Source organism: Comamonas sp. Y33R10-2, from assembly GCF_019355935.1.
In the GTDB taxonomy this organism is placed as follows: Bacteria; Pseudomonadota; Gammaproteobacteria; order Burkholderiales; family Burkholderiaceae_C; genus Comamonas.
In genome coordinates, this window is record NZ_CP079925.1 from 2480782 (window position 1) to 2502947 (window position 22166).

Consider the following 22166-nt stretch of genomic DNA (forward strand, 5'->3'; position numbering starts at 1 on the left):
CCCAGTTTTTTGTTTTCACTATCCAACCATCTAGAGGCAACTATGACGATTAAGGTAGGCATCAACGGTTTTGGTCGCATCGGCCGTAACGTGCTGCGCTCTGCAGTGCAAAACTTCTCCGACATCGAAATCGTCGGCATCAACGACCTGCTGGAGCCCGACTATCTGGCTTACATGCTCAAGTACGACAGCGTGCACGGCCGTTTTGATGGCGAAGTTTCGGTTGAAGGCAACACCCTGGTCGTCAACGGCAAGAAGATTCGCCTGACTCAAGAGCGCGATCCTTCGAACCTGAAGTGGAACGAAGTTGGCGCAGACGTGGTGATCGAATCCACTGGTTTGTTCCTGACCAAGGAAACTGGCCAAAAGCACATCGATGCTGGCGCCAAGAAGGTGATTTTGTCGGCTCCTTCCAAGGACGACACTCCCATGTTTGTGTACGGCGTGAACCACGCTATCTACAAGGGTGAAGCCATCATCTCCAACGCATCGTGCACCACCAACTGCCTGGCTCCTGTGGCCAAGGTGCTGAACGACAAGTGGGGCATCAAGCGCGGCCTGATGACCACCGTGCACGCTGCTACTGCTACGCAAAAGACCGTCGACGGTCCTTCCAACAAAGACTGGCGCGGCGGCCGCGGCATTCTGGAAAACATCATCCCTTCCAGCACTGGCGCTGCCAAGGCCGTGGGCGTGGTGATTCCTGAGCTGAACAAGAAGCTGACCGGCATGTCCTTCCGCGTGCCTACGTCTGACGTGTCCGTGGTTGACCTGACCGTGGAACTGAACAGCGAAGCCACTTACGAAGAAATCTGCGCCGAAATGAAGGCCCAGTCCCAAGGTGCCCTGAAGGGCGTGCTGGGTTACACCGAAGACAAGGTCGTTGCGACCGACTTCCGCGGTGAAACCTGCACCTCCGTGTTCGACGCCGAAGCCGGTATCGCTCTGGACAAGACTTTCGTGAAGGTCGTGTCCTGGTACGACAACGAGTGGGGCTACTCCAACAAGTGCCTGGAAATGGTGCGCGTGGTGGCCAAGTAATCTTCACCGATTACAAGCCAAACATGCCTCTAGTCCTTATTCGATAAGGACTAGCAGCTATCAAAAAAGCCAGTATGGGACGCCATGCTGGCTTTTTTGTGGCCTGCGCCCATGGCATTTTCAGGACGGTGCGCTACAGTCAGCGCCAGTCCATCGCGTGCTCGAAATTTCATCCCCCCATGTTTCTTGCCATTCCTCTTGAGAACAAGCCCTCATGGCACTCCCCGCCGTGGATGACGGTGCTCATCATCGTTATCAACTGCATCATCTTCTGGGGTTGGCAGGCCCCGGAGGAAAAAGTGGTGCAAAGCGCTGGACAGCGCTACGCGCAGACGGCCCTGCCCGCCCTGGAGCTGCCAGCCTTTCTGAGCTATCTCCAGGAGCAAACCGCGCAGCCCAAGACCCGTTTCGAGCGCGAGACTGTGAAAGCCGCAGAGAGCTTGTACCAGCACAAGGCCTATGCCCAGCTCTATGCGCTGATGTGGCAGGAAAAGAAGTTCCGCCAGCGCCTGCTGGATGAGCAAGTCATCACGGCAAAAAATGCACGCTACGCACAGTGGCGTGAGGCGAGAAGCCTCTTTACCCCCACAGAACCCGGTATCGGTTTTACCGAGCGCTGGTCCATAAATTACGACAGCGGCGCCGGCTGGCAGCCGCTGCAAGCTTTTACGTCCATCTTTTTGCATGGCAGCGTCGGCCATCTGCTGGGCAATATGGTGTTTCTGTTCCTGTTCGGCTTCACGTTGGAGCTGGCGCTGGGCTCCTTCACCTACCTCGCTTTTTATGTGATCGGCGGTGCGGGGGCCTCGCTGTTTGCGCTGCTGTTTTATGCAGGCATGGGTGGTTATGGCCTGGGTGCATCGGGGGCGATCTCGGCGCTCATGGCCATGTATGCAGTGATGTACCGCATGCGGCGCATCCGCTTTTTCTACATGCTGCTGTTCTACTTCAACTACGCCACCTGGCCTGCACTGGTCATGCTGCCCGTATGGATGGGGGTGGAATTGCTGCAACATCTGGTCGGAGGCAAACAGGTGGCCTATATGGCGCACTTTGGCGGGCTGCTGACCGGCGCTTTGCTGATGTGGATATACATGCGCCTGCAGACCGTGGAAGCCCCTATCAACCCCGCAGACCAAGCCTTAACAGACGCCAAGCCACTGGCCGATGCCGTAGCCCTCGCCCAGCGCTATACCGATGCCCTGGAGTTTGGTCGTGCAACCCCAGCCTGGCGTGATGCCGCACGGTTGGCACCCACGGACCCAGCCATTCTGAAAGCCTGGTTTGAGAGCTCACGCCACCACCCTGGCAGCGAAGACTTTCATGCCGCAGCGCGGCGCATTTTCAAACTCCCGGCATTGACCGAGGCCGAGCGTCAGCTGCAACTGAGCAGCTACCTGACCTACCGCCAGCGGGCCAAACCCGGCATGCGCATGAGCACGGACACCATGCATGGGCTGGTGCGCAGCTTTGTCCGGATAGGCGCACTGCCAGAGGCCGAAAAGCTCTGCCAGACGCTGAGCAAGGAAGCGGACCACCCGCAATGGCAAAGCACGCTGCTACAACTGGTCAACGGCATGAAGCAAAGCGGCCGTTTGCAGGAGACCAAAGCCTGGTTACCGGCCCTGCAGCAGGCAGCGCCACAGGAGCCCCTCACTCTGTGGCTGGCCCAGCAAGCCTGAAGGCACTCAATCAGGCTTGCTGCTGAGTTTTTCCAGTTCACCGCGCAGCACCCACTCCACTTCTTTGGTGCTGGCATGGTCGGGAAACAGCTGCTTCATGCGCATATAGACGTGAACGCCCTGCATGGGCTGGTCCAGCCCCTGCTTGTACGCACGCACAACCAACTCCAGCATGGACGGAATCAGCGCACTGCCTGCAAAGCGGTTTTCAAAGCCCTTGGCCAGCATCAGCACGTATTTGGGCTTGCCAGCACGCCAGGCCTGTTGGGCCAGGTCATAGCTGGCCTGGGCGGAGGCAAGCAAGAAATCCGGCTGGCGCTTGACGCAGCTAACCCAGGCTTCCAGTGCCTCACTGGTACGCTGCTGGGCCATCAGCATGGGGATGAAGCGCTGTCCCAAGTCCGCTAGCGAATCTGCCTGTTCAGTCAACTTAAGCACGCGGAAATAGCGGCGGTGATCGGGCAGGCTTTCGTAATCCCCCCGCTGCCATTCACGGGCCTGATGGACAGCCTCGTCCATCTTGTTGTCCTGTACCAGTCGCGCGACCACCGCATCACGGTGCTTGGCTTCAGCCTCCTTCGGGTCAATCTGAATGGAGGCCACGCCTTCCGGCGCTTGCACGGGGTCAATATCCAGCGCAGCATGGTGCTGGTACATGACATAGCCAATCATGGCTGCCATAACCCAGGTGAAGTAAATCATCACAAAGCTCATCAAAGGCAGCACCAGCGCAGGCTTGGCGATCTTGAGCAACGCCACCATGACCATGGGTGAGCCCTGCTGCAGCAGGAACAGGAAAAAGCACAGCAGCAGATAGGACTTGCCAATCCCGAAAATGGTGGCCAGCAGTTCAAACGGGTTGATGGCGGAACTGAGTCGGTTGGTATTGATCAGCACCATCCAGGTGGCGGGAATGAGAAACGCCACCACCAGATTGGCAATAATGCCCAGCGTCATGCTGCGACTGGCCAGAAAACCCACGAACAGTCCAAAGACAAACAGCACGCCGAAAAACTTCCAGGGCAGCCATTTCCATTCTTCCTCCATAAGGCTGGAGCGGAAATCAGCGCTATTGGTCAGTCCGCGCGACGCCAGTGCAGACACCTTGAAGGCATAGCGGCTGACGGCCAGCATCAAGCCCAAACCCACCGCACAAATTCCGATGACACCAAACATCAGGCCATAACTGCATACAGACAGCAGTAAGGCGTAGAGCAGCGGCTCCATTTGTAGCGGAAACAGAAAAAAACTATTGAGCTTTTGCCAGAACGGCGGAATTTTCCACTCCGAAGCCACCTCTGAATGGCGGTCTGTGCTGATTGAATTCAAGGCCCTGTCTCCCGGTATTTTTTGATGGATGCCTTACCGTGCAAAGTCAATTTGCATGGCTGTTTTGCTATTTTGAATGCGGATGGGCCATGTCCATGCATCAAAACCCGATAGATTCCATCCAATACCCATACCGGATGTTTTTCTAAGACAGCCCATACCGTCACTTTCAAGTACGCTGCGCATCAGGAGATAACACCCATGATTCACAGCGCTCACGCCCAAAGCGGCAGCATCCCTTACCGCGTCTCGTTGACCGATGCTCAAGGCCACACCTGGTATGCCGATGAGCCCGTCGCCCTCGGCGGCACAGACGCAGGCCCCAACCCCTTGCAATTGGCACTTTCCGCTCTGGGTGCCTGCACGGCCATCACGCTGCAGATGTATGCCGGGCGTAAACAGTGGCCGCTGACGCAGATCAACGTGAACCTGCAACTCAACCCCGAAGGCAAGCCTGCCGACGGTAACCAAATTACCCGCAGCATCACGCTACACGGCAATTTGGACGACGAGCAGCGCCAGCGCCTGCTGCAAATTGCCACCTCATGCCCCGTGCACAAGTTGCTGGAAGGTAAGGTCTCCATCCCTACCGCGCTGACGGACGCCACACACGCTACAGGTGCATAAAAAAAGCCCTGCAATCACTTGCAGGGCCTTGGCAACGAATGGGCGAGCCGTGATTACACGGTCACTTGCAGCGCGCCCACTTCCACATAGTGCTCAAACTCTCGTTTAGCGAGGTACACGATTTCAGGCTGTTGGTCCTCGGGATCTACCCAAGACAGTACATAGCTGGCAATCGCGGTATCGACTTTCATCTCAATACCTTGGGGGATCAGCTCAGTTGCGCCATCTCCCACCCGGTGCTCAACCTTGCCCGTCACACGCGCCGCAAAGTGGGCTGGATACTGCTGAGCTTCAATCGCAGAGATTTGATTGCCCGGGGTCTGTTGTTCGCTCATGGTCTATTCCTCCTGCCGTTGATAGGTCACTGCGCGCAGATGGCGCCACATGAAGGCCACTGCTAGCGGCCTACGCCTTCAAAGTAATCGACTCGAGCTGGAGTCGATGTCAGCCGATGGGCTGAAGGTCCGCAGTGTGGTAACTGCGTAGAAGGCGTTGGTGCATTTTGCCGCCAGATTGCACTGCAATCGCGTTTGTATGAAACTCGAAACCCTTTGCCGTCAGGATCTGTCATGAGTGAATCAAAGAACTTACAACGCCTCCCCACCCGTATTGCCGATGTTGGCGGCATCCCCATCCACCGCGCCATTCCCCAAGCTGCTCTGCGCAAGGTGGGCGCATGGTGTTTTCTTGATCATGCAGGCCCAGCCACTCCTCCCCCACCGGGCATGCAAGTCGGCCCGCACCCCCATATCGGTTTGCAAACTTTTACATGGATGATTGAGGGTGAAGTGCTGCACCGCGATAGCTTGGGCACCGAAAAAATCATCCGCCACGGTCAGGTCAACCTGATGACGGCTGGCTACGGCATCGCTCACTCAGAGGAAAGCCAGACCTTGGGAGTCCATGCAGCCCAGTTGTGGATTGCCCTGCCTGACAGCCACCGCAATATTCCTCCTCGCTTTCAACATTACCCCGACCTGCCCAAAACGCAGATTGGCGACTTTGCCGTGACGGTGCTGGCTGGCGAAGCGCTAGGCCTGACCGCCCCCGCCGAAGTGCACACCCCATTGATGGGCGTCGATTTGCTGGCGTCTGACTCTGCCAGCCCCGCTCGCGCGGTGATGCCGCTGCGCGCTGATTTTGAACATGCGGTGATGAGCATGTCCGGCGAAGTGCGGGTCGAAGGCGAGCTCCTGCCTTCAGAAGATGTGATTTACCTGCCCGTCGGCACGACCGAGGTGAACTTGGAGTGCTCGCCCGGCAGCCGCCTCATCATCATCGGCGGCGAGCCTATGGATGAAGCCATCTTGCTGTGGTGGAACTTTGTGGCCCGCACGACCGAAGAAATGCAGCAAGCCCAAAAGCAGTGGGAGGCCGAAGCCGCCAGCACCGAAGACACAATCAACGGCCAGCCTCGCCGTTTTGGCAAGCCTGTGGCCTCTGTCCTGAGATCTTTGCACTCGCCCTCACTTGAAGGCGTGAGCCTGCGCGCTTCGAAGTAAAGCGGCACTAGCGGGCAACAAGCTCAGCCCAATCATTCGCCAAACAAAAGGGCATGTTCTTAATGAACATGCCCTTTTCAATTAGCTATTTTTTTGGTAGCTAAAAGTCCTTTAAATTAAAAGACTACAGCCAAAAAACATTCAAATTTATGCCAATTCTGTCTTTTCGTCGCTGAGGTCATCCACACCGCGCACGCTTTCACGCAGGTTCTTTTCCTTGACCTTGTGCAGATCTGCCTCCACCGCTCGCTTTAGCTTTTCAATGGCGGCGCTGAAAGCATCTTTCATCTTTTCAGCTTCAGCATTTACCGCAATGGGCGGGCGACCTGTGGCCCGGGTTTCAAGCACGCAGCGCTTGCCGGGGCCACCTGTGGCTTTAATAGCATCAACGCCCGTGAGGAAAACCTCCACACGCACCACATACTCTTTCAGGCGGGCCAGTTTGGTGTTGATTTCCTCTTGAACCCATTGAGCCAGAGACTCTCCACCTTGAATGGAATCGTCGGCATGAACCTGTACTTGCATGCAAATCCTCCTAGTCACCAAATGCCGCAACCATTGCGGCGAAATATGTTGGGGGCGCCCTAAAGGCAAGCAAAACTATCCTAACGCCAGAACCTTGTTCTGCCCATCAGGGCTTGTTACGCCAGCGACGGTCAGGGGCTTATTCATTGTGATCGCAGGCCAAGGCAAGATTGAAAGAGATAGCAACAAAGGCAGAGCCCATGAGCACTTGCCTTGCGCCAGAGCAAGAATTAAGGGGCTGCAGCTTGCAAAAAGTAAAGGTTTTTACAGGCCTGGTCGTCAGTTACTGCCAGCCTTTGACTGGGGATCCGTCACAAAGCCGATACGCGACAGCCCTGCCGCATGGGCCCACCCCATCAGTTGCACCACGCGGCCATAAGGCACGCTGGTATCGGCGCGCAACTGCACCTCTGCTTGCGGATTGCTCTGCGCCAGTTGCTTCAACTGCTGCTGCACCGCAGCATCATCCACTGCGGCGCCTTGGATCCAGATTTCACCTTGTGGGCTGACTTCAATCATCATCGCGTCGCCCTTGCCCGCAGGAACCTGCTGCTGGGCTGCCTGCGCCTTGGGCAGTTGCACGCGCAAGCTGGCGGCCAGCATGGGGGCGGCCAGAATAAAGATCACCACCAACACCAGCATCACATCGACCAACGGCGTGACGTTGATAGCGCTGATGGGACTGTCCGCACCTTGGCGCGCACTCATACGACCGAATGCCATGGCGCTACCCTTTACAAAGAACGTTGCGGAGCATCCGCCCCAAACTGGGCATGCAGATCATGAGCAAAGCCTTCAAGCAAGGCCTCTAACTGACTCGCTGAGCGCCCCAGCAGGTTGTAGGCCAGCACAGCGGGCAAAGCCACAGCCAAGCCTGCTGCAGTCATCACCAGCGCCTCACCCACCGGGCCGGCTAGCTGGGCAATATCCACCTGGCCGCTGCCAGCCAAAGTCCCCAGCGCATGGTGAATGCCCCAGACCGTGCCCAGCAGCCCCACGAAAGGGGCCGTCGCACCTATGGTTGCAAGCAAGGTCTGCCCCCATTGCAGTTGGCTCGCAGCGCTGCCCAGTCTGGCACGCAGACTGCGCATCAGCCGCTGACCTTGCGCAGCACGCTGGGCCAAAGAGCCATCACGGCTTGAGTCTGCAACCTGCGCCACCGCATCAGCCATTGGCTGTACCAGCCCTTGGCTGTCAATTTTTTGGACTGCAGCTTGCGCCTGTGTCAGATCAGGCATTTGCCAGAATGCATCTACCGCTTTGGGCAGGTTGCGGCGCGCAGCCGCCATAAACCACAGCTTGTAGAGGATGACCACCCAGCTGAGCACGGACATCAACAGCATCACCGCGACGGTGCCCCAAGTGACTGCATCGCCTTCGGCCAGCCATTGCCACATTCCTGTTGTCATCAGTCACCTCGCTCCCGAAAACAAAAAAGGGCCATCATGGCCCTTTGCAGTCCGCGCGATTAGCGCAGTTTCAGCACATCGTACATATCGTACTGGCCGGACTTCTTATCGGCCAAATAGGCCACGGCGCGCAAGCTGCCATTAGCGTAGCCCGCGCGGCTGCTGGACTTGTGCGAGATTTCAATGCGCTCGCCAATGCCGGCAAACAGCACAGTATGGTCGCCCACAATATCGCCGCCGCGCACGGTGGCAAAGCCGATGCTGTCGGCCTTGCGCTCACCGGTGTGGCCATAGCGTTCGTACACAGCACGGTCAGCCAGATTAGTGCCTTGGGCTTCAGCAATCACCTCACCCATCTTCAGCGCCGTGCCCGAGGGAGCATCGACCTTGTGCTTGTGGTGAGCTTCGACGATTTCGATGTCGTAGCCACCTTCCTTGAGCGCCTTGGCAGCCATTTCCAACAGCTTGAAGGTCACATTTACACCAGCACTCATATTGGCCGACAAGACGATAGCGGTCTTCTTCGCAAACTCGGCAATTTGCAGCTTTTGCTCGTCAGAAAAACCGGTCGTGCCAATCACCACGCCCACGCCTAAATCAGCCGCCACAGCCAAATGCTCCATCGTGCCTTCAGGACGCGTGAAGTCGATCAAGCAATCCGCCTTCGCCAGCGCAGCGCGCACGTCGCTTTCGATCTTCAAGTCGCTGGGCTTGCCCAGAAAAGCGCAAGGATCATTGCCGATGGAGGGGCTCTCAGCGCGGTCCAGCGCAGCAGCCAGCACGCAGTCGCTACTGTTCAGAATGGCTTCAATCAGCATCTGGCCCATGCGGCCAGATGCGCCCGCCACGGCAACGCGCTGACGGGTGGAGATGTTGGAGGTGGCTGCAGTCATGACGCTTTAACTCTGTCAAATAAACAGACGGCAGGGTTTAAATCCATGCCGCCATAAAAAAGAGAGCATCCGCCGCTTGATCCAAGCGGGGATCAGTATGTTTTAGTACTTAAACGCTCAGGCGCTCAAGCGCTTAACGCGCATCCAGCGCAGGGTAGCTGGCAGCAGCAGCTGGCAAGTTAGCAGCCTGCTCCGCTTGCGTATTGTTGCGTGCTGGGAACTTGGCCAACTGCGACTCGGTCGCTTCCAGCGGAGGAATCTTGGGAGTGCCCTTCATGCCCTTGAGGCTGGCCACAAACTCAGCTTCGGAAGGCATCTCATCGCCTTCGGCGCGCGCAAAACTGTCGCCATTAAAGTAGACGGTGAGCTTTCGAGTCTGCGGCTCCACGCCCGGGCGCTTGATTGTGAATACATATTCCCAGCGATCGCCGTGGAATACGCTGGTCATCAAAGGTGTGCCCAAGATGTCACGAATCTGCTGACGACTCATGCCGGGCTGCAGTGCCTGAACCTGTTCTTTAGACACAAAGTTGCCCTGAACCACATCCATTTTGTACGGCGTGATGACATTGGCGACACGATGGGCAGCGCCATCAATACTGTTGCAACCGGCCAGTGCCGCTGCGATTGCCAGCGTCAGAGTCAGAGCTGCGCGGCTACGGGCTTGAAGATGCATGGGTAATGGCATATGGATATGATCAGGTTCATTGTAGCGGTAGGTCCGGATGCACTTCAGGATTCCCTTTATCTACGTGTAAAGCTTCTCTACAAAAGCGTGCTTCCAGCCTTCTATGTGCCCGTAGTCCACCAAGAGAAAGACGCATGAAAAATATTGATGAACTCAAAAGCACGGGCCTCAAAGCAACCCTGCCGCGCCTGAAAATTCTAGAAATCTTTCAGACGGGCGCACAGCGCCACATGACCGCAGAAGACGTGTTTCGCGTGCTGCTGGATGAGCGCTCGGACATTGGCTTGGCCACCGTCTACCGCGTGCTGACCCAGTTTGAGCAAGCTGGCATTTTGATCCGCAGCAATTTTGAAAGCGGCAAAGCCATCTACGAACTCGACGAAGGTCAACACCATGACCACTTCGTTTGCACCAGCTGCGGCAAGGTGGAAGAGTTCTACGACGCTGAAATCGAAAAGCGCCAGAACATGATCGCCCAAGAAAAGGGCTGGGTGATTCAGGATCACTCCATGGCCCTCTACGGCCAGTGCGCCGCATGCGCTACCCGCGCCAAAAAGTAACTTTCACACCTTCTTAAAAAGGGCAGGGCATGCAAATGCCTTGCCCTTTTTACGTTTGGGACACATCTCTTTGTTCTGTGACTTTGATGTAGCGCCAATATTCAGCTTGACTGCTTAACAAAGGCGCGGATCAAGTTCATGGAACGGCCTATTGGTTTCTCAGTGCTGGACTCGCTGATCAAGCTAGGGGCAGGTAATCGGTGAGCAAATTGAGGTCAACGAAATAGCACTATTTCAGGGGGCCAGCATCCCCTGCATCAAGGCTGCTGCAGGTCTAAAACGACTCGCCCTTTTCCATGGCCCGGCGGTGGCGCAGTACAAACTCTTGGTAGGTATCAATACCGCGCAACTGCAAGATAGCGTTGCGCACAGCGGCTTCCACCAGTACAGCGATATTTCGGCCAGCCACCACCTGAATCACCACCTTGCGCACGGGAACACCCAGCACATCCTGAATTAGAGGTTCAGCCGGCAGGCGCTCGTACTCGCGCTCCATGGTTTCTCTGCGCACCAAATGCACAATGAGCTTGAGGCGCATCTTGCGGCGCACCGCTGTTTCGCCAAAGATGGAGCGAATATCCAGCAAGCCAATCCCGCGTACCTCCAGCAGGTTCTGCAACAGTTCAGGGCACTTGCCTTCAATCGTGGTCTGGTTGATGCGGTACAGGTCCACGGCATCATCCGCCACCAAACCGTTGCCCCGCGTGACCAGCTCCAGCCCCAGCTCACTCTTGCCAAGACCTGATTCGCCGGTAATCAACACGCCCATGCCCAGAATGTCCATGAACACACCGTGCATGGTGATGCGGTCGGCAAAGTGCTTGGACAGGTAAGCGCGCAGCACGTCGATGACGAAGGCAGATTGCTCCTTGGTCGAGAACAGCGGGATATGCGATCGCTCGCACATGGCCAGCAGTTCGTCCGGCGCTTCTTGGCCATCGGCTAGCACCAACACCGGCGGCTCCAGCGTCACGATGCGCGCAATACGGCGTAAGCAATCCTGAGAAGTCGCATTGGTCAGGTAAGCAATTTCACGCTCGCCCAGCACCTGCAGCCGATAAGGGTGGATGTAGTTGAGATACCCTACCAAGTCTGCGCCTGAGCGGGCCGAACGCACGGCCATCTCGTCAAAGCGGCGTTCAGAGGCACCAAGCCCCGCCACCCATTGCCAGCGCAGGCTGGAGTTGCGAAATGCCTCGAACAATACGTCCGCACTGATGGCGCTGGGTCTCATGGCAAGGCCCTGTCAGTCAAAAGAAGGGGGAAGGCTTAGGCCTGAGAGACGACAGAAGACTGCCAGCTGTCGATCATGTCGTGCAGTTGCTGCGCATCCGTGGAAGACTTCAAGCGCTCGCGCAGCTGGCTGTCGCTGAGCAGCTCGGCAATCTCCGAGAGAATTTCTAGATGCTTTTGCGTCGCAGCTTCAGGCACCAGCAGAAAGATCAACAGGCCAACAGGCTGTTCATCAGGTGCATCAAAGCCAATGGGGTTAGCCAGTTGAAACACGGCAGCCATAGGGGCGGTGAGGCCCTTGATGCGACCGTGAGGAATGGCAACTCCGTGCCCAAGACCCGTGGAGCCCAGACGTTCGCGGGCGAACAGGCTATCAGTGATCAAGGCACGAGACAGACCATGCAAGCTCTCAAAGAGTAAACCCGCTTCTTCAAAAGCGCGTTTCTTGCTGGTGACATCAACGCTCACAAGCACTTGAGCGGGTGGGAGGATAGAAGCTAGGCGATTCATGGTGTGATCAACAATTATGCACCGCAGCGCTGAAAACCGTGGGGAAACCCTGATCACTATCAAAAACCGCCCCATAAAGAGGCGTAATTAACGTTGTAACAAGGCTACAGCCTTGCACCAAATAGGCGCAAACGCTGAGTTTGCGCCTCGCTTTCATCAAACTGACAACTATGGCTGCACCACATCAATCGATTCCAAGCGTTTGGCAGTCGCTCGTGGACCTTGCTGACGCGTCTTGTAGCGCAAGACAACGCGGTCAAGCTTATCCGCCAGAACATCCACTGCGGCATAAAGATCAGAGTGCTGAGTCTCGACAAACAAATCTTGCCCCTTCACTCGCACGGTGCAGCCGGCACGCTGTCTCTGGTCTTTTTCCTTTTGCTTACCCACAGAAAGAAGAACCTTGACATCAACCACTTGATCGAAGTGCCGAAGAATGCGCTCAAGTTTGGCCATGACATAACTACGCAGCGAGGGAGTGACCTCTAGGTGATGGCCGCTAATCGTCAAATTCATAACAAAACACTCCTTAGCTCTCAGTGAAATCTCCGCGGTTTTACAGCCCTTGGTGGCTGTGCCGCAGCCTTGCAGTTCTGAATGCGCATTCGTCTTTGCGTGTGAATTCACTATGCTCTTAGCTGGTGCAAAGACCAAGAAAAAGTACAGATAGCGCAGTCGCACTTGGGGCCTTGTGCGTCAGTTTGATGACACTCTGTTTTGGCTACACAATAGATGGCTTTGCACCGCATACGAGGCAGCCCCCTTCATGCGCCAAAGCTTGTATCGCGGCAGACGAGCGCAGGCGAAGGCCATGAACCTCGAAATGCTTGCCTACGCCCGTAAAATCGCATTTTTTACGCAGCCGCTTATCGAGCCTGCGACGCTGGGTAGCCCTTGTGGCTCTCAGGCGCCTGCTGATCGACTTGCTCGCCTGAATTGCCTGACAGCCTTCAAACTCGACCATGACCACCTTGCCTTCTGCCCTGCACACTTCCAACATCGCCTCGCTGCCTTTGCTCGCACGTGGCAAGGTCCGCGACAACTACGCCGTGGGCGATGACCGCATCCTGATGGTTGCGTCTGACCGTCTGTCTGCCTTTGACGTGATCATGGGCGAGCCCATCCCCGGCAAGGGCGTGCTGCTGACACAGATGGCCTTGTTTTGGTTCGACAAGCTCAGCCATATCTGCCCTAACCACCTGACGGGCGAAGCCCCTGAGTCCGTAGTCAAGCCTGAAGAAGTCAAGCAAGTCGAAGGCCGCTCCATGCTGGTCAAGCGCCTCAAGCCCATCATGATTGAGGCCGTGGTGCGCGGTTATTTGGCCGGCAGCGGCTGGCAAGAGTACAAGACCTCGCAAGCCGTGTGCGGCGTGAAGCTGCCCGCTGGCCTGACCAACGCAGCCAAGCTGCCAGAACCTATCTATACCCCAGCCGCCAAGGCCGAGATGGGTGACCACGACGAAAACATTACTTACGAGCGCACCGTGGAAATGGTGGGCGAGCCGTTGGCAGTCCAAATTCGCGACACTGCTATTCGTCTGTACAAGGAAGCGTCTGAAATTGCGCTGACCAAGGGAATGATCATTGCTGACACCAAGTTCGAGTTCGGCCTGACCACAGACGGCCAACTGGTTCTGATGGACGAAGTGCTGACCCCCGACAGCTCGCGCTACTGGCCTGTGGAAGGCTATGCCGAAGCACTGGCCGCTGGCGAAAACCCTCCCAGCTACGACAAGCAGTTTGTGCGCGATTGGCTGGAGCAAGCCAAGGTGAACGGCAAGCTGTGGGACAAGACAGCCCCGTCGCCCCGTCTGCCTAAGGAAGTGACCGACAAGACCGCCGCTAAGTACCGCGAAGCGCTGGAACGCTTGACTGCTGCCTAAGCAATCAAACGCTAAACAAAGAATGGCCCCCGGATTTTTGTCCGGGGGCCATTCTTTTTTGATAGCTGCCAGTGCTTGCTGTATCTGTGCTAGAGGCCCAAAACACTCAAAATCAACAGCTATTCTGAAAGCCTGTCACAGCGGCGTTGAGACTAGGCGCAGCCGTGCAGACAGTGGCAGCGCCGCTGTGGCGGGTGAATCAATGGTGGTGGCCGTGGCCGCCGTGCACATGCTTGTGGGCAATTTCTTCTTCAGTAGCCGCACGCACTTCATTGACCACAGCGCTAAAGCGCAGAGCCAGACCTGCCAGAGGATGGTTGCCATCCAAATGCACCACGGGGCCCTTGATCTTCACGACATTGAAAATTTGGGGCTCGCCCTGTTCATTGGCACCGCGCAGTTGGCCCCCCACCTTCACACCCGCAGGGAACTCGCCCTTGGGGATGGTACGCAGCAAGCTCTCGTCGCGGGCGCCAAAAGCGTCTTCCACGGGAAGATCCACAGTCACGGTATCGCCCTTTTGCTTGCCGTCCAAGGCAGCTTCGACCTTGGCAAAGATGTTGTCATAGCCGCCGTGCAAGAAGGCAACATCGCCCTTGTCCAGCAGCTTGACGGCCACGCCGCCCGCGAGCAGCTCGTGAATCTTGTAATTGATGGTGACAGCAGTGTCTTTAGTAATGTTCATGGCTTGGCGTATGGTCAAAACAAAGCCGCCACGGCTCCCTAAGGTCGTGGCGGAAGTGAACGTGTTGACGTTCTAAACACACATTGTGGCAGCGTTTAAACAACCGCCACAGGGTGCGCGTTTTCAGGCAGCTGTCGCTACAGGCGGCAAATCGTCCACGGTCGCACCGGGGTAGCGGGCAAAACGACGATTCTCAGCGCCATGCACCGGATCGTTGTCCTTCCAGGGCCAGCCGCCGAACTGGGTGCGGCGGTAGTCCTGAATGGCCTGCATGATCTCTTGCTGCGTGTTCATCACAAAGGGGCCGTACTGCGACACGGTCTCGCCAATGGGCTTGCCCTGCAGCAGCACCAACTCCACGGTCTCATCGCCGGTGTTGACCAGCTCCACATCGTTTTGCGCATCAATGTGCATGGCCAGGTGCTGCTTCACGGCTTCGCCGCCCACAGACATGCTCTTGCCCATAAAGAAGTAGAGCATGCGATGGGTTTCAGAGCCTGTGGCCTTGGGCATGGTCCAGCGCGCGCCGGGCTCCAACTCCAAAGTCCAGATAGCCACATCGCTACCCACCTGCGAAGCCCATGACTCTGGGGGCGGTGGCAGGGCTTTATCCGCACCTTGCACCGCACCCGCAATCACGGTTACCGCCGTCTTTTTCCCGGCTGCGTCGGTAAAGCTGACACGCGGAATCTGCTCGTTCCAGAACATGGTGAAGTGGGGCTCCACCATCTTGTTCCTGGCAGGCAGGTTCAGCCAGATCTGGAACAGCTCCAGCGGGTTGGGTTGGTCACTGTTGAGCAGCGGAAACATCTCTGAGTGCTGAATGCCTTTACCGGCGGTCAGCCACTGCACATCACCACCGCCAAAGCGGGCAGCCGCACCTAGCGAATCCGCATGGTCGATACGGCCCTTGCGCACCAGCGTCACAGTCTCAAAGCCGCGGTGCGGGTGGCCGGGAAAGCCCGGAACGCCATCACCGTGGTACATGGAAAAACCATCTTTGGCGCTGAAGTCGCTGCCCATCTCGCGGCCCTCAAACTCCACAGCCTGCACGCCCATCTTGCCGTCGCTGGCAGGGTAGGTGTCATCGTGGTGAGCGCAGAACAGGAAAGGATCCAGACAAGGCCAGCGTGGGCCCAGTGGAGTGCTTTCGAGAATAGTTTTGCGAGTCGTGGTCATGGAGTTCTCCTCTTGAGGGCCGCTGCCATCTGCAGAGCCTGAGTCTCAAAGATAAGGCCTAGCCACCTGATTGAAAGACATCACCGGCGGGACAATGTTTTCAGGTTTTGCAACAGCAACAATGCCCGCGCTGCAATGTTTAGTCACGAGGCGGCATGTTCAAGCCTTTTTGCACGGCCGGTCGTGCCACAAAAGCCGCCAGCACGCGCTGCAGCTCGGGGAAGCTGCTCCAGCCCAGAAGCTCGGCTGCGTTGTAGCCCGTTTCCACCACCATGTTGCGCACCCAGGGCCAGATGGCAATGTCCGCCAGCGTGATCTGCTCACCCATGATCCACTCGCGGCCCTGCATGCGCTGCTCCAGCACACCCAGCAGGCGCTTGGATTCGTTCACATAGCGGTCGCGAGGGCGCTTGTCCTCAAAGTCCTTGCCAGCGAACTTATGGAAGAAGCCCACCTGGCCAAACATGGGGCCAACACCGCCCATCTGGAACATCAGCCACTGCAGGGTTTCATAGCGCGCAGCAGGGTCTGCAGGCAGCAGCGGGCTGCCGGTCTTTTCGGCCAGATAGATGAGGATGGCAGCCGACTCAAACAGCGCCAGCGGCTGACCGCCGGGGCCTTGCGGATCAATGATGGCGGGAATCTTGTTATTGGGGAAGCTGCCCACAAACTCGGGCGAGAGCTGGTCATTGGTCTGAAAGCTGACCAGATGGGCCTCGTAAGGCAGCTGCATTTCCTCCAGCGCGATCGACACTTTCACGCCGTTGGGCGTGGGCAACGAGTACAGCTGAATGCGCTCGGGATGCTGAGCTGGCCATTTGCGGGTGATGGAAAAGTCGGCGAGGTTGCGGGTCATGCGGCGGTCTCCTGATAAATGCTTTGCCGCATCGTAACGGCAGGGCGCACTCAACGCAGCAGCTGCCAGAACTTCTGCATCGCGACACAGGTTTGGAGCCATTGCCAAGCCCCGCGCTAATCCACCCCATTAAAGACAAAGCCCGCAGGCAGGCCATGCGGGCTTATTTGTTCATGCGCTAGTTTTAAAGACTCAGCGCTTGACGCCTTGTGGTGCTTTTTTCACCAGCGCCACCGTCAGGCCCTGCGCGGTGACGGTGATGGCGCCGGGTTCCATGCCCAGCGTATCCACCAGCGCCAAGTCTTGCTCTTGCAGCTGATAAAGCTCCACTTGCCCCAGCGCCTGCTCAGCCAAAGAAGAAATGTAAGTGCCCAGCATGTCGCTCAACGCGGGCGACAGGCCATCCATGCTCAGTTGATTGACCTTGATTTGGTAAGCGCGCAGCGTGCGGTCTGCGGCCTCGTAGCGCAGAGCAAAGTTCACATCCAGCACGCCGCTAAAGCTCTGCTTGAGCACCTTGCCACTCAGCTCTACAGGAATCACAGCATTGAGCATATTGCTCTCAGGCCGCATGTTCAGCTGCGGCAGCTTCAGATCGAGATGCAGCAGACCCGCTACCGGGTACTGCTTAGGGAAACGCTTGGCCAGCATTTCCTGCAGCTTTTGCTGACTCACACTTACGCTGCTGGGCACTGATTTTCCCGAGCAACCTGCAGCGACCATACTCAGGCCCATTGCTGCCATTAACCATGCGCGCCGATTCTTCACGACTAACGAACTCCGTAAAACCTGATTCAAAATTGATTGAAGCGCCTGAAAAACCAAGACTTTACGCTATGGTTTTTGAATAAATCATTGTCGCTCTGCTTGATATTCCACAGAGTTTTAATGGGTGTTTAAAGCGCCCCATTAAGCGACATCTGCAGGATGCAGGCAAACGCTTGTTATTCAACGCGCCAGCAGCGCGAAGGTTGACGCATGAGCCGCAAAACACTCCGTGCACAATGATTGGCATGACTGCTCACCCGACCCCCACCCATGAAGCCCTGACGGCAGCCGCCGCAGATACCGCTCTGCCCGACCTGGTTCTGACCCAGTGGTTTGGCAGCGCCAGGCCCAGCAACGCACAGGCTTTGGAACATAAAGCGCGCTGGTTCACCAAGTCCCCGGAGTTTGATAAAGAACTGCGCTCGCGCTTTGGCGTTGCGGTTGAAGCGGCTTTGGGCGGCGCCCTGCAGCATTGGTCTGCGCAAGGGCCTTGGCAGCATCTGGCACTGGTGGTTTTGCTCGATCAGTTCACGCGCAACATCTTTCGCAACACGCCCAAAAGCTTTGCGGGCGACCCGCAGGCGCTGACGCTGGCCTTGCAAGCCATGGAGTCTGGTGCTGACCAGCAGTTGCCCGAGGTGATGCGCGTCTTCATGTACCTGCCGCTGGAGCATGCTGAAGACCCCGCCATGCAGCAGCGCTGTGTGGCGGTGTTTGATGCCATGCACCAAACTGCCACGGATGCTGATTTGCGCGAGTATCTGGCCGGGTCGCTGGATTACGCCAAGCGCCATCAGGTGGTGATCGAGCAGTTCTGCCGCTTTCCGCACCGCAACGCGATTTTGGGCCGGACCAGCACGGCGCAAGAAGCTGCGTATCTGGCCCAGCCCGGCTCCGGCTTTTAACCCGCTTACGAGCCGCGCGTCGCCTAACGCAGCGCGGGCTCCTTACGTGACGGGGATTGCGGCTGCGGCTTGCGCTCAGGCTTGCTGCCCACATCGCGGTAGCGCATGGCCCAGCGCTCCACCGTGTAAAACGAGAGGGCGGATAGCGCCGTCGAAATCAGCAGGCCCAGCAGCACCGTAACCGGCCAAGAGTAATCCGCCCGCAAATAGCGCACCACCGGGTAATGCCACAGGTAGATGCCGTAAGACAACTGGCCCAGCTTGATGAACAGCGGCGCAGTTAGCATTTCATAGACCACACCCACCGGTTTTTGCACGCTCAAAAGCACCACCAGCGCCGCGCATTCCACCACCGTAATGCCCCAAATCATGGCGTGTTGATCGTCCCACTTCAGCTCCATGATTAGCGGCACGGCCAGCACCAGCCACATGGTGTAGGCGCGCAGAGACTGCAAGCGCTCAATCCACTGCGGCCGCTCCAGCATCAAGGCGGCCAGCAGCGCACCGGCCAGCAAGCCCGAAGCACGGGTATCAAAGCGAAAGAAAATTTCGTAGAACTGCTGCTCCTGCGCCACCCAAAAGATGCGCCACAGCGTGCTCAGTACCCACAGCGCCAGCAGCGGCGCCCACACCCGACCCGGCGTAGCCTTGCGCAGCAGCAAGACCAAGAACGGTGGCCAGATTAGATAGAAATGCTCCTCCACCGACAGCGACCACATATGCAGCAGCGTGTCTGGGCTGTCAAAGAAAGCGATGCCGTAGTCAGCCAGGTAAAGGATGGAGACCAGTGCGTCTGAATAGATGTCCGTCAGATCCGGCCAGAGAAAGGGAGCGATCACGCAGTACGCGCCCAAAAACAGCGCCATTGCCGGCATCAGTCTGAAAAACCGGCGACGGTAAAAGCGCCAGTAATCGAGCTTGCCATGCTGCTGATACTCCATCAGCAGCAGCGAGGTGATCAAAAAGCCGCTGAGCACAAAGAACAGATCGACACCGAAAAACGCACCATCAAACAACGGCGCATGGGCGTGCGAGAGCAGCACCAGCACAATGGCAATGCCTCTCAACCCATCAAGCGCAGGGTTGTAGCGCAGCTTCAAAGCTGACTCCACCAAAACCGGACACCTCTCCCTTCGCTCAGGCTTAGGCTGAGCTTGCGATTCACAAAACACCGCCGCGCTCATGCACAGCTGATGCAGTATTTAGAGTTTTCGCAAAGAGGCAGTAACAGCTCTTTGCAGCGACTCGGGGTCGCAGAGCGTGCGCAGCACACTCCATACAGCGGGCTTGGGCAAGCCTCGGCACCCTTCGCTGCCCACGCAGTGAGGCAGCAAAATTCGCGCGAGCCCATAGCCAAATGACTCATTTTTGTTCACAAGTAAACAGTCGCGGGCGATTTGAACAGATTTTTTGGAATATCCCAAACCCAAAGCCCTCACTTACCGGCAAAGGCCCAGATATTCAAAGCAGTCTTAACAATTAAGTACAAAAACAATCTGTAGTCCAACATTTGCAAGGACTATCAGCTATCAAATTTGATAATGCAGTGGCACTTTTTATTCGTTCGTTATGCGGCAGTTATATGACTGTTATGGATTGGCGGGCACAACGTCGAGTAAGCCCTGCAAACGCTGATGAGCCTCGCTGCCCGCATCGGCGCGTTGCTGGTGCTTGGCCTGCAAATAGCGCTCGGTAAACACGCCCAAATAACTCTCCAGTACCTGGCCGGCATGTACATCGGCGGTATCACCCACCAGTTCAAGGCACAGGGCGGCGACCTCACTGGTGCAGAAGTGATCGTCGCGCTTAGACCTACGCAATTGATAGCGCGATAGCAAGTCAGGGTGCAGGCTCAGCACCGGAAAGCCATCCAAATACGGGCTTTTGCGAAACATCTTGCGCGCCTCAGACCATGTCGCATCCAGCAAGATGAAGAGTGGCCGTTTGCCGGGTTCAAGCGCACGCGCATCTTCACCATCCAGCGCTTGCACCACACGCTGCGGCGACTGGGCGTATTCACCGGGGAAGACGACATAGGGCTGCCACTGGGGGTCAGCCAGCAAGGCTTCGATCTGCGGATCGACCTCGGTGCGTGACCAGCCAAAGGCATAGGTTTCGCGCACCACGTCGGCAATTAGCCAGCCGGTGTTGCTCGGCTTGAGCGGCTCTGAGTCGTGCATCAGCACACAAAACGCGGCGCGGGTGTTCAGCTCAGGGCGCAGCGCGCACATGCAGTGCGAAGGGCGCAAACGGCAGCCCTCACAGCGCTCACCCTTGGGGCCGCCACGCGCCAAAAAAGGCCGCGTGCTGCGCGCCAGCCGCGCCGTGCGCAGGCGCGATACGGCGTGGGGTTGAACAGGCGATGGAGTTGAGACGAGGATGGAAGACACAGGACTATTGTCAAAAAATTTAGAACAACTCACATTCGATAAGTTGTTCCTGTCTTCTAAGAAGATAAGACTTCAATGACAGATGCGAGAGAGATGCACACAAAAATCAGCAAAGACTTGACTGGGTAAACAGCTCTTATGAAGTTTAAAGAGGTTCATGCATCCGCTGATGCAGTAGTTCTCGAGAGTTTTTTGAGAGCCCTAGCATTGATAGCTGCCACAATTTGATCACCGACAGCTTTAGCAACCGGTGGTGGAAAGGCATTTCCAACTTGTCGATAGGCGGCAGTTTTTTTACCAAAAATTTGCCAACTGTCGGGGAATCCTTGAATTCTTGCAGCCATCCGCACGGTCAATCGAGGCATTCCTTCAAACGCGATTGCGGGAGGTGCGTCAGCGAGACCACGCCCGTCCACGCCGATAGCTGCCCAAGCATGGCGCGCGCGAGTCGGACCAAGATCCGGGCCTCCATGCTTTTTAGAGCCTCCGACAAGAGTGGGAGCAATCGCTTGTGCATCATCGCGCCACTGCTGAGCGCCCGTCCAGCCGTCAGCAGCCATGAGATCATAGAGTGCATCGCCAACAGTTAAAGGCTTGATGCGCCCCGGTTCCGGCCAACTGAAATATGGCGCTATTTCTCGTTTGAGGCCAACCAAAATTGAGCGTGGACGCAATTGCGGTACACCAAAATCGCTAGCTTGTAATAGACGCCACTCCGCGTGGTATCCGAGCTTATGAAGCGTATTAATTACATTCGCACGATAGTCAGCAAACCTAGGATCAAGCAGTCCTCGCACGTTTTCTAGCATTACCGCTAGTGGCGACGCTTCTTCAACGAGACGCAGCGCTTCGGGGAACATATCTCGCTCATCATCTGCTCCTAATTGCTTGCCAGCATGCGAAAAAGGCGGGCATGGTACGCCGCCTGCAATTAATTCAATCCCCTTTAGGTGTGCTGACGTGTATTCACGAACATCGCCTTCAATGACCCGCCATTCCGGTCTATTCAATCGCAGCGTCGCGCAAGCAGGAGCCTCAAACTCAACAAGGTCCATATGCCCAAATCCGGCTTGCTCAAGTCCCAATGCTTGGCCACCTCCACCTGCGCAAATTTCAATTGAATTCATTTTTTAGAGTTCTCGTTTTGAGTGTTGCGACTAACTTGACGCGTCATGGCTTCAATGATGACTTGAGTCAATGTCTTATCCGATTCGAGAGCCAAAGCCTTCCACTCTTTACGCAGTGAAACTGGCACCAATAAATTGACTCTTACCAGTTCGTCTTCGACATTTTTTCGAGGAGTTGGAATTGGAGTGACTTGAAGTGATTTGGATTGCATATATTAACTGTATATAAAAACAGTATACCAGACTCAAAAAAGGCTCATATGAGTAGATGAGTATCTTTTGTCCTTGATGCGCAATTTGAAGCATCGGCAACATTGGGAAATATTTTGTGATGTAAGCCTCATGGCTTTGAGAGGAGGCCGGCTAGAGTTGAT

25 protein-coding genes are annotated in these 22166 nt (G+C 56.6%); 7 read left to right on the top strand and 18 right to left on the bottom strand.

Annotated elements, in window-relative coordinates; all coding sequences use genetic code 11:
- Nucleotides 1-42 precede the first annotated feature (42 nt).
- A complete protein-coding gene (gene gap / locus KUF54_RS11045; RefSeq protein WP_219342879.1) occupies nt 43-1041 on the top strand; it encodes a type I glyceraldehyde-3-phosphate dehydrogenase in 999 nt (332 codons plus the stop codon).
- Between the two features lie 74 nt (nt 1042-1115).
- Complete coding sequence (locus tag KUF54_RS11050) at nt 1116-2723, top strand: rhomboid family intramembrane serine protease (RefSeq protein ID WP_255576043.1); 1608 nt, start codon at nt 1116-1118, stop codon at nt 2721-2723.
- 6 nt (nt 2724-2729) lie between these two features.
- On the opposite strand, the gene KUF54_RS11055 is transcribed toward KUF54_RS11050, so the two are convergent.
- Entirely contained in the window at nt 2730-4052 is a 1323-nt protein-coding gene (locus KUF54_RS11055; protein WP_219342880.1) for a hypothetical protein, read from the bottom strand.
- 201 nt (nt 4053-4253) lie between these two features.
- On the opposite strand from KUF54_RS11055, the gene KUF54_RS11060 reads away from it, so the two are divergent.
- On the top strand, nt 4254-4679 hold the full coding sequence (locus KUF54_RS11060; protein ID WP_219342881.1) for an OsmC family protein: 426 nt from the start codon (nt 4254-4256) through the stop codon (nt 4677-4679).
- Nucleotides 4680-4732: 53 nt separating this feature from the next.
- On the opposite strand, the gene KUF54_RS11065 is transcribed toward KUF54_RS11060, so the two are convergent.
- The gene (locus KUF54_RS11065; protein ID WP_219342882.1) at nt 4733-5014 is read right to left on the bottom strand and encodes a hypothetical protein; all 282 of its coding nucleotides are present in this window, start codon (nt 5012-5014) and stop codon (nt 4733-4735) included.
- Nucleotides 5015-5248: 234 nt separating this feature from the next.
- Between KUF54_RS11065 and KUF54_RS11070 the strand changes: the two genes are divergently transcribed.
- A complete protein-coding gene (locus KUF54_RS11070) occupies nt 5249-6181 on the top strand; it encodes a pirin family protein (protein ID WP_219342883.1) in 933 nt (310 codons plus the stop codon).
- A 147-nt stretch (nt 6182-6328) separates the two neighbouring features.
- On the opposite strand, the gene KUF54_RS11075 is transcribed toward KUF54_RS11070, so the two are convergent.
- The 5 genes from KUF54_RS11075 to KUF54_RS11095 all read right to left on the bottom strand — a co-directional run bounded on the left by KUF54_RS11075 (nt 6329) and on the right by KUF54_RS11095 (nt 9684).
- The gene (locus KUF54_RS11075) at nt 6329-6706 is read right to left on the bottom strand and encodes an HPF/RaiA family ribosome-associated protein (protein WP_219342884.1); all 378 of its coding nucleotides are present in this window, start codon (nt 6704-6706) and stop codon (nt 6329-6331) included.
- 279 nt (nt 6707-6985) lie between these two features.
- On the bottom strand, nt 6986-7429 hold the full coding sequence (locus KUF54_RS11080) for a biopolymer transporter ExbD (protein ID WP_219342885.1): 444 nt from the start codon (nt 7427-7429) through the stop codon (nt 6986-6988).
- A gap of 11 nt (nt 7430-7440) precedes the next feature.
- Nucleotides 7441-8115, bottom strand: a complete 675-nt coding sequence (locus KUF54_RS11085) for a MotA/TolQ/ExbB proton channel family protein (protein ID WP_219342886.1) — start codon at nt 8113-8115, stop codon at nt 7441-7443.
- 59 nt (nt 8116-8174) lie between these two features.
- A complete protein-coding gene (gene dapB / locus KUF54_RS11090) occupies nt 8175-9008 on the bottom strand; it encodes a 4-hydroxy-tetrahydrodipicolinate reductase (protein ID WP_219342887.1) in 834 nt (277 codons plus the stop codon).
- 133 nt (nt 9009-9141) lie between these two features.
- Nucleotides 9142-9684, bottom strand: coding sequence for an outer membrane protein assembly factor BamE (locus KUF54_RS11095; protein WP_219346371.1), 543 nt, complete (start codon nt 9682-9684; stop codon nt 9142-9144).
- 146 nt (nt 9685-9830) lie between these two features.
- Between KUF54_RS11095 and fur the strand changes: the two genes are divergently transcribed.
- A complete protein-coding gene (gene fur, locus KUF54_RS11100; protein ID WP_219342888.1) occupies nt 9831-10256 on the top strand; it encodes a ferric iron uptake transcriptional regulator in 426 nt (141 codons plus the stop codon).
- Between the two features lie 274 nt (nt 10257-10530).
- Here fur and hprK read toward each other — a convergent pair whose 3' ends face one another.
- The 3 genes from hprK to hpf form a co-directional block, all read right to left on the bottom strand.
- On the bottom strand, nt 10531-11490 hold the full coding sequence (hprK, locus tag KUF54_RS11105; protein ID WP_219342889.1) for an HPr(Ser) kinase/phosphatase: 960 nt from the start codon (nt 11488-11490) through the stop codon (nt 10531-10533).
- A 35-nt stretch (nt 11491-11525) separates the two neighbouring features.
- Nucleotides 11526-11999, bottom strand: a complete 474-nt coding sequence (locus KUF54_RS11110) for a PTS sugar transporter subunit IIA (protein WP_219342890.1) — start codon at nt 11997-11999, stop codon at nt 11526-11528.
- A gap of 168 nt (nt 12000-12167) precedes the next feature.
- Entirely contained in the window at nt 12168-12515 is a 348-nt protein-coding gene (hpf, locus tag KUF54_RS11115) for a ribosome hibernation-promoting factor, HPF/YfiA family (RefSeq protein ID WP_219342891.1), read from the bottom strand.
- Between the two features lie 446 nt (nt 12516-12961).
- Here hpf and KUF54_RS11120 point away from each other — a divergent pair, with 446 nt between their 5' ends.
- Entirely contained in the window at nt 12962-13882 is a 921-nt protein-coding gene (locus KUF54_RS11120; protein ID WP_219342892.1) for a phosphoribosylaminoimidazolesuccinocarboxamide synthase, read from the top strand.
- A 199-nt stretch (nt 13883-14081) separates the two neighbouring features.
- Here KUF54_RS11120 and KUF54_RS11125 read toward each other — a convergent pair whose 3' ends face one another.
- The 4 genes from KUF54_RS11125 to KUF54_RS11140 form a co-directional block, all read right to left on the bottom strand.
- Complete coding sequence (locus KUF54_RS11125) at nt 14082-14567, bottom strand: peptidylprolyl isomerase (protein WP_219342893.1); 486 nt, start codon at nt 14565-14567, stop codon at nt 14082-14084.
- A 123-nt stretch (nt 14568-14690) separates the two neighbouring features.
- A complete protein-coding gene (locus tag KUF54_RS11130; RefSeq protein ID WP_219342894.1) occupies nt 14691-15746 on the bottom strand; it encodes a pirin family protein in 1056 nt (351 codons plus the stop codon).
- A gap of 139 nt (nt 15747-15885) precedes the next feature.
- Complete coding sequence (locus tag KUF54_RS11135; RefSeq protein WP_219342895.1) at nt 15886-16602, bottom strand: glutathione binding-like protein; 717 nt, start codon at nt 16600-16602, stop codon at nt 15886-15888.
- A gap of 192 nt (nt 16603-16794) precedes the next feature.
- Nucleotides 16795-17325, bottom strand: a complete 531-nt coding sequence (locus tag KUF54_RS11140) for a DUF1439 domain-containing protein (RefSeq protein WP_219346372.1) — start codon at nt 17323-17325, stop codon at nt 16795-16797.
- A 290-nt stretch (nt 17326-17615) separates the two neighbouring features.
- Between KUF54_RS11140 and KUF54_RS11145 the strand changes: the two genes are divergently transcribed.
- A complete protein-coding gene (locus KUF54_RS11145; RefSeq protein ID WP_219342896.1) occupies nt 17616-18275 on the top strand; it encodes a DUF924 family protein in 660 nt (219 codons plus the stop codon).
- 23 nt (nt 18276-18298) lie between these two features.
- Here the strand turns inward: KUF54_RS11145 and KUF54_RS11150 are convergent, their stop codons facing one another.
- The 4 genes from KUF54_RS11150 to KUF54_RS11165 form a co-directional block, all read right to left on the bottom strand.
- Complete coding sequence (locus KUF54_RS11150) at nt 18299-19390, bottom strand: acyltransferase (protein WP_219342897.1); 1092 nt, start codon at nt 19388-19390, stop codon at nt 18299-18301.
- Between the two features lie 474 nt (nt 19391-19864).
- Nucleotides 19865-20665, bottom strand: a complete 801-nt coding sequence (locus KUF54_RS11155; RefSeq protein ID WP_219342898.1) for a tRNA-uridine aminocarboxypropyltransferase — start codon at nt 20663-20665, stop codon at nt 19865-19867.
- 155 nt (nt 20666-20820) lie between these two features.
- Complete coding sequence (locus KUF54_RS11160; protein WP_219342899.1) at nt 20821-21792, bottom strand: DNA cytosine methyltransferase; 972 nt, start codon at nt 21790-21792, stop codon at nt 20821-20823.
- Nucleotides 21789-22004, bottom strand: a complete 216-nt coding sequence (locus KUF54_RS11165; protein ID WP_219342900.1) for a hypothetical protein — start codon at nt 22002-22004, stop codon at nt 21789-21791. Before KUF54_RS11165 ends, KUF54_RS11160 begins: the two co-directional genes overlap by 4 nt.
- Nucleotides 22005-22166 lie beyond the last annotated feature (162 nt).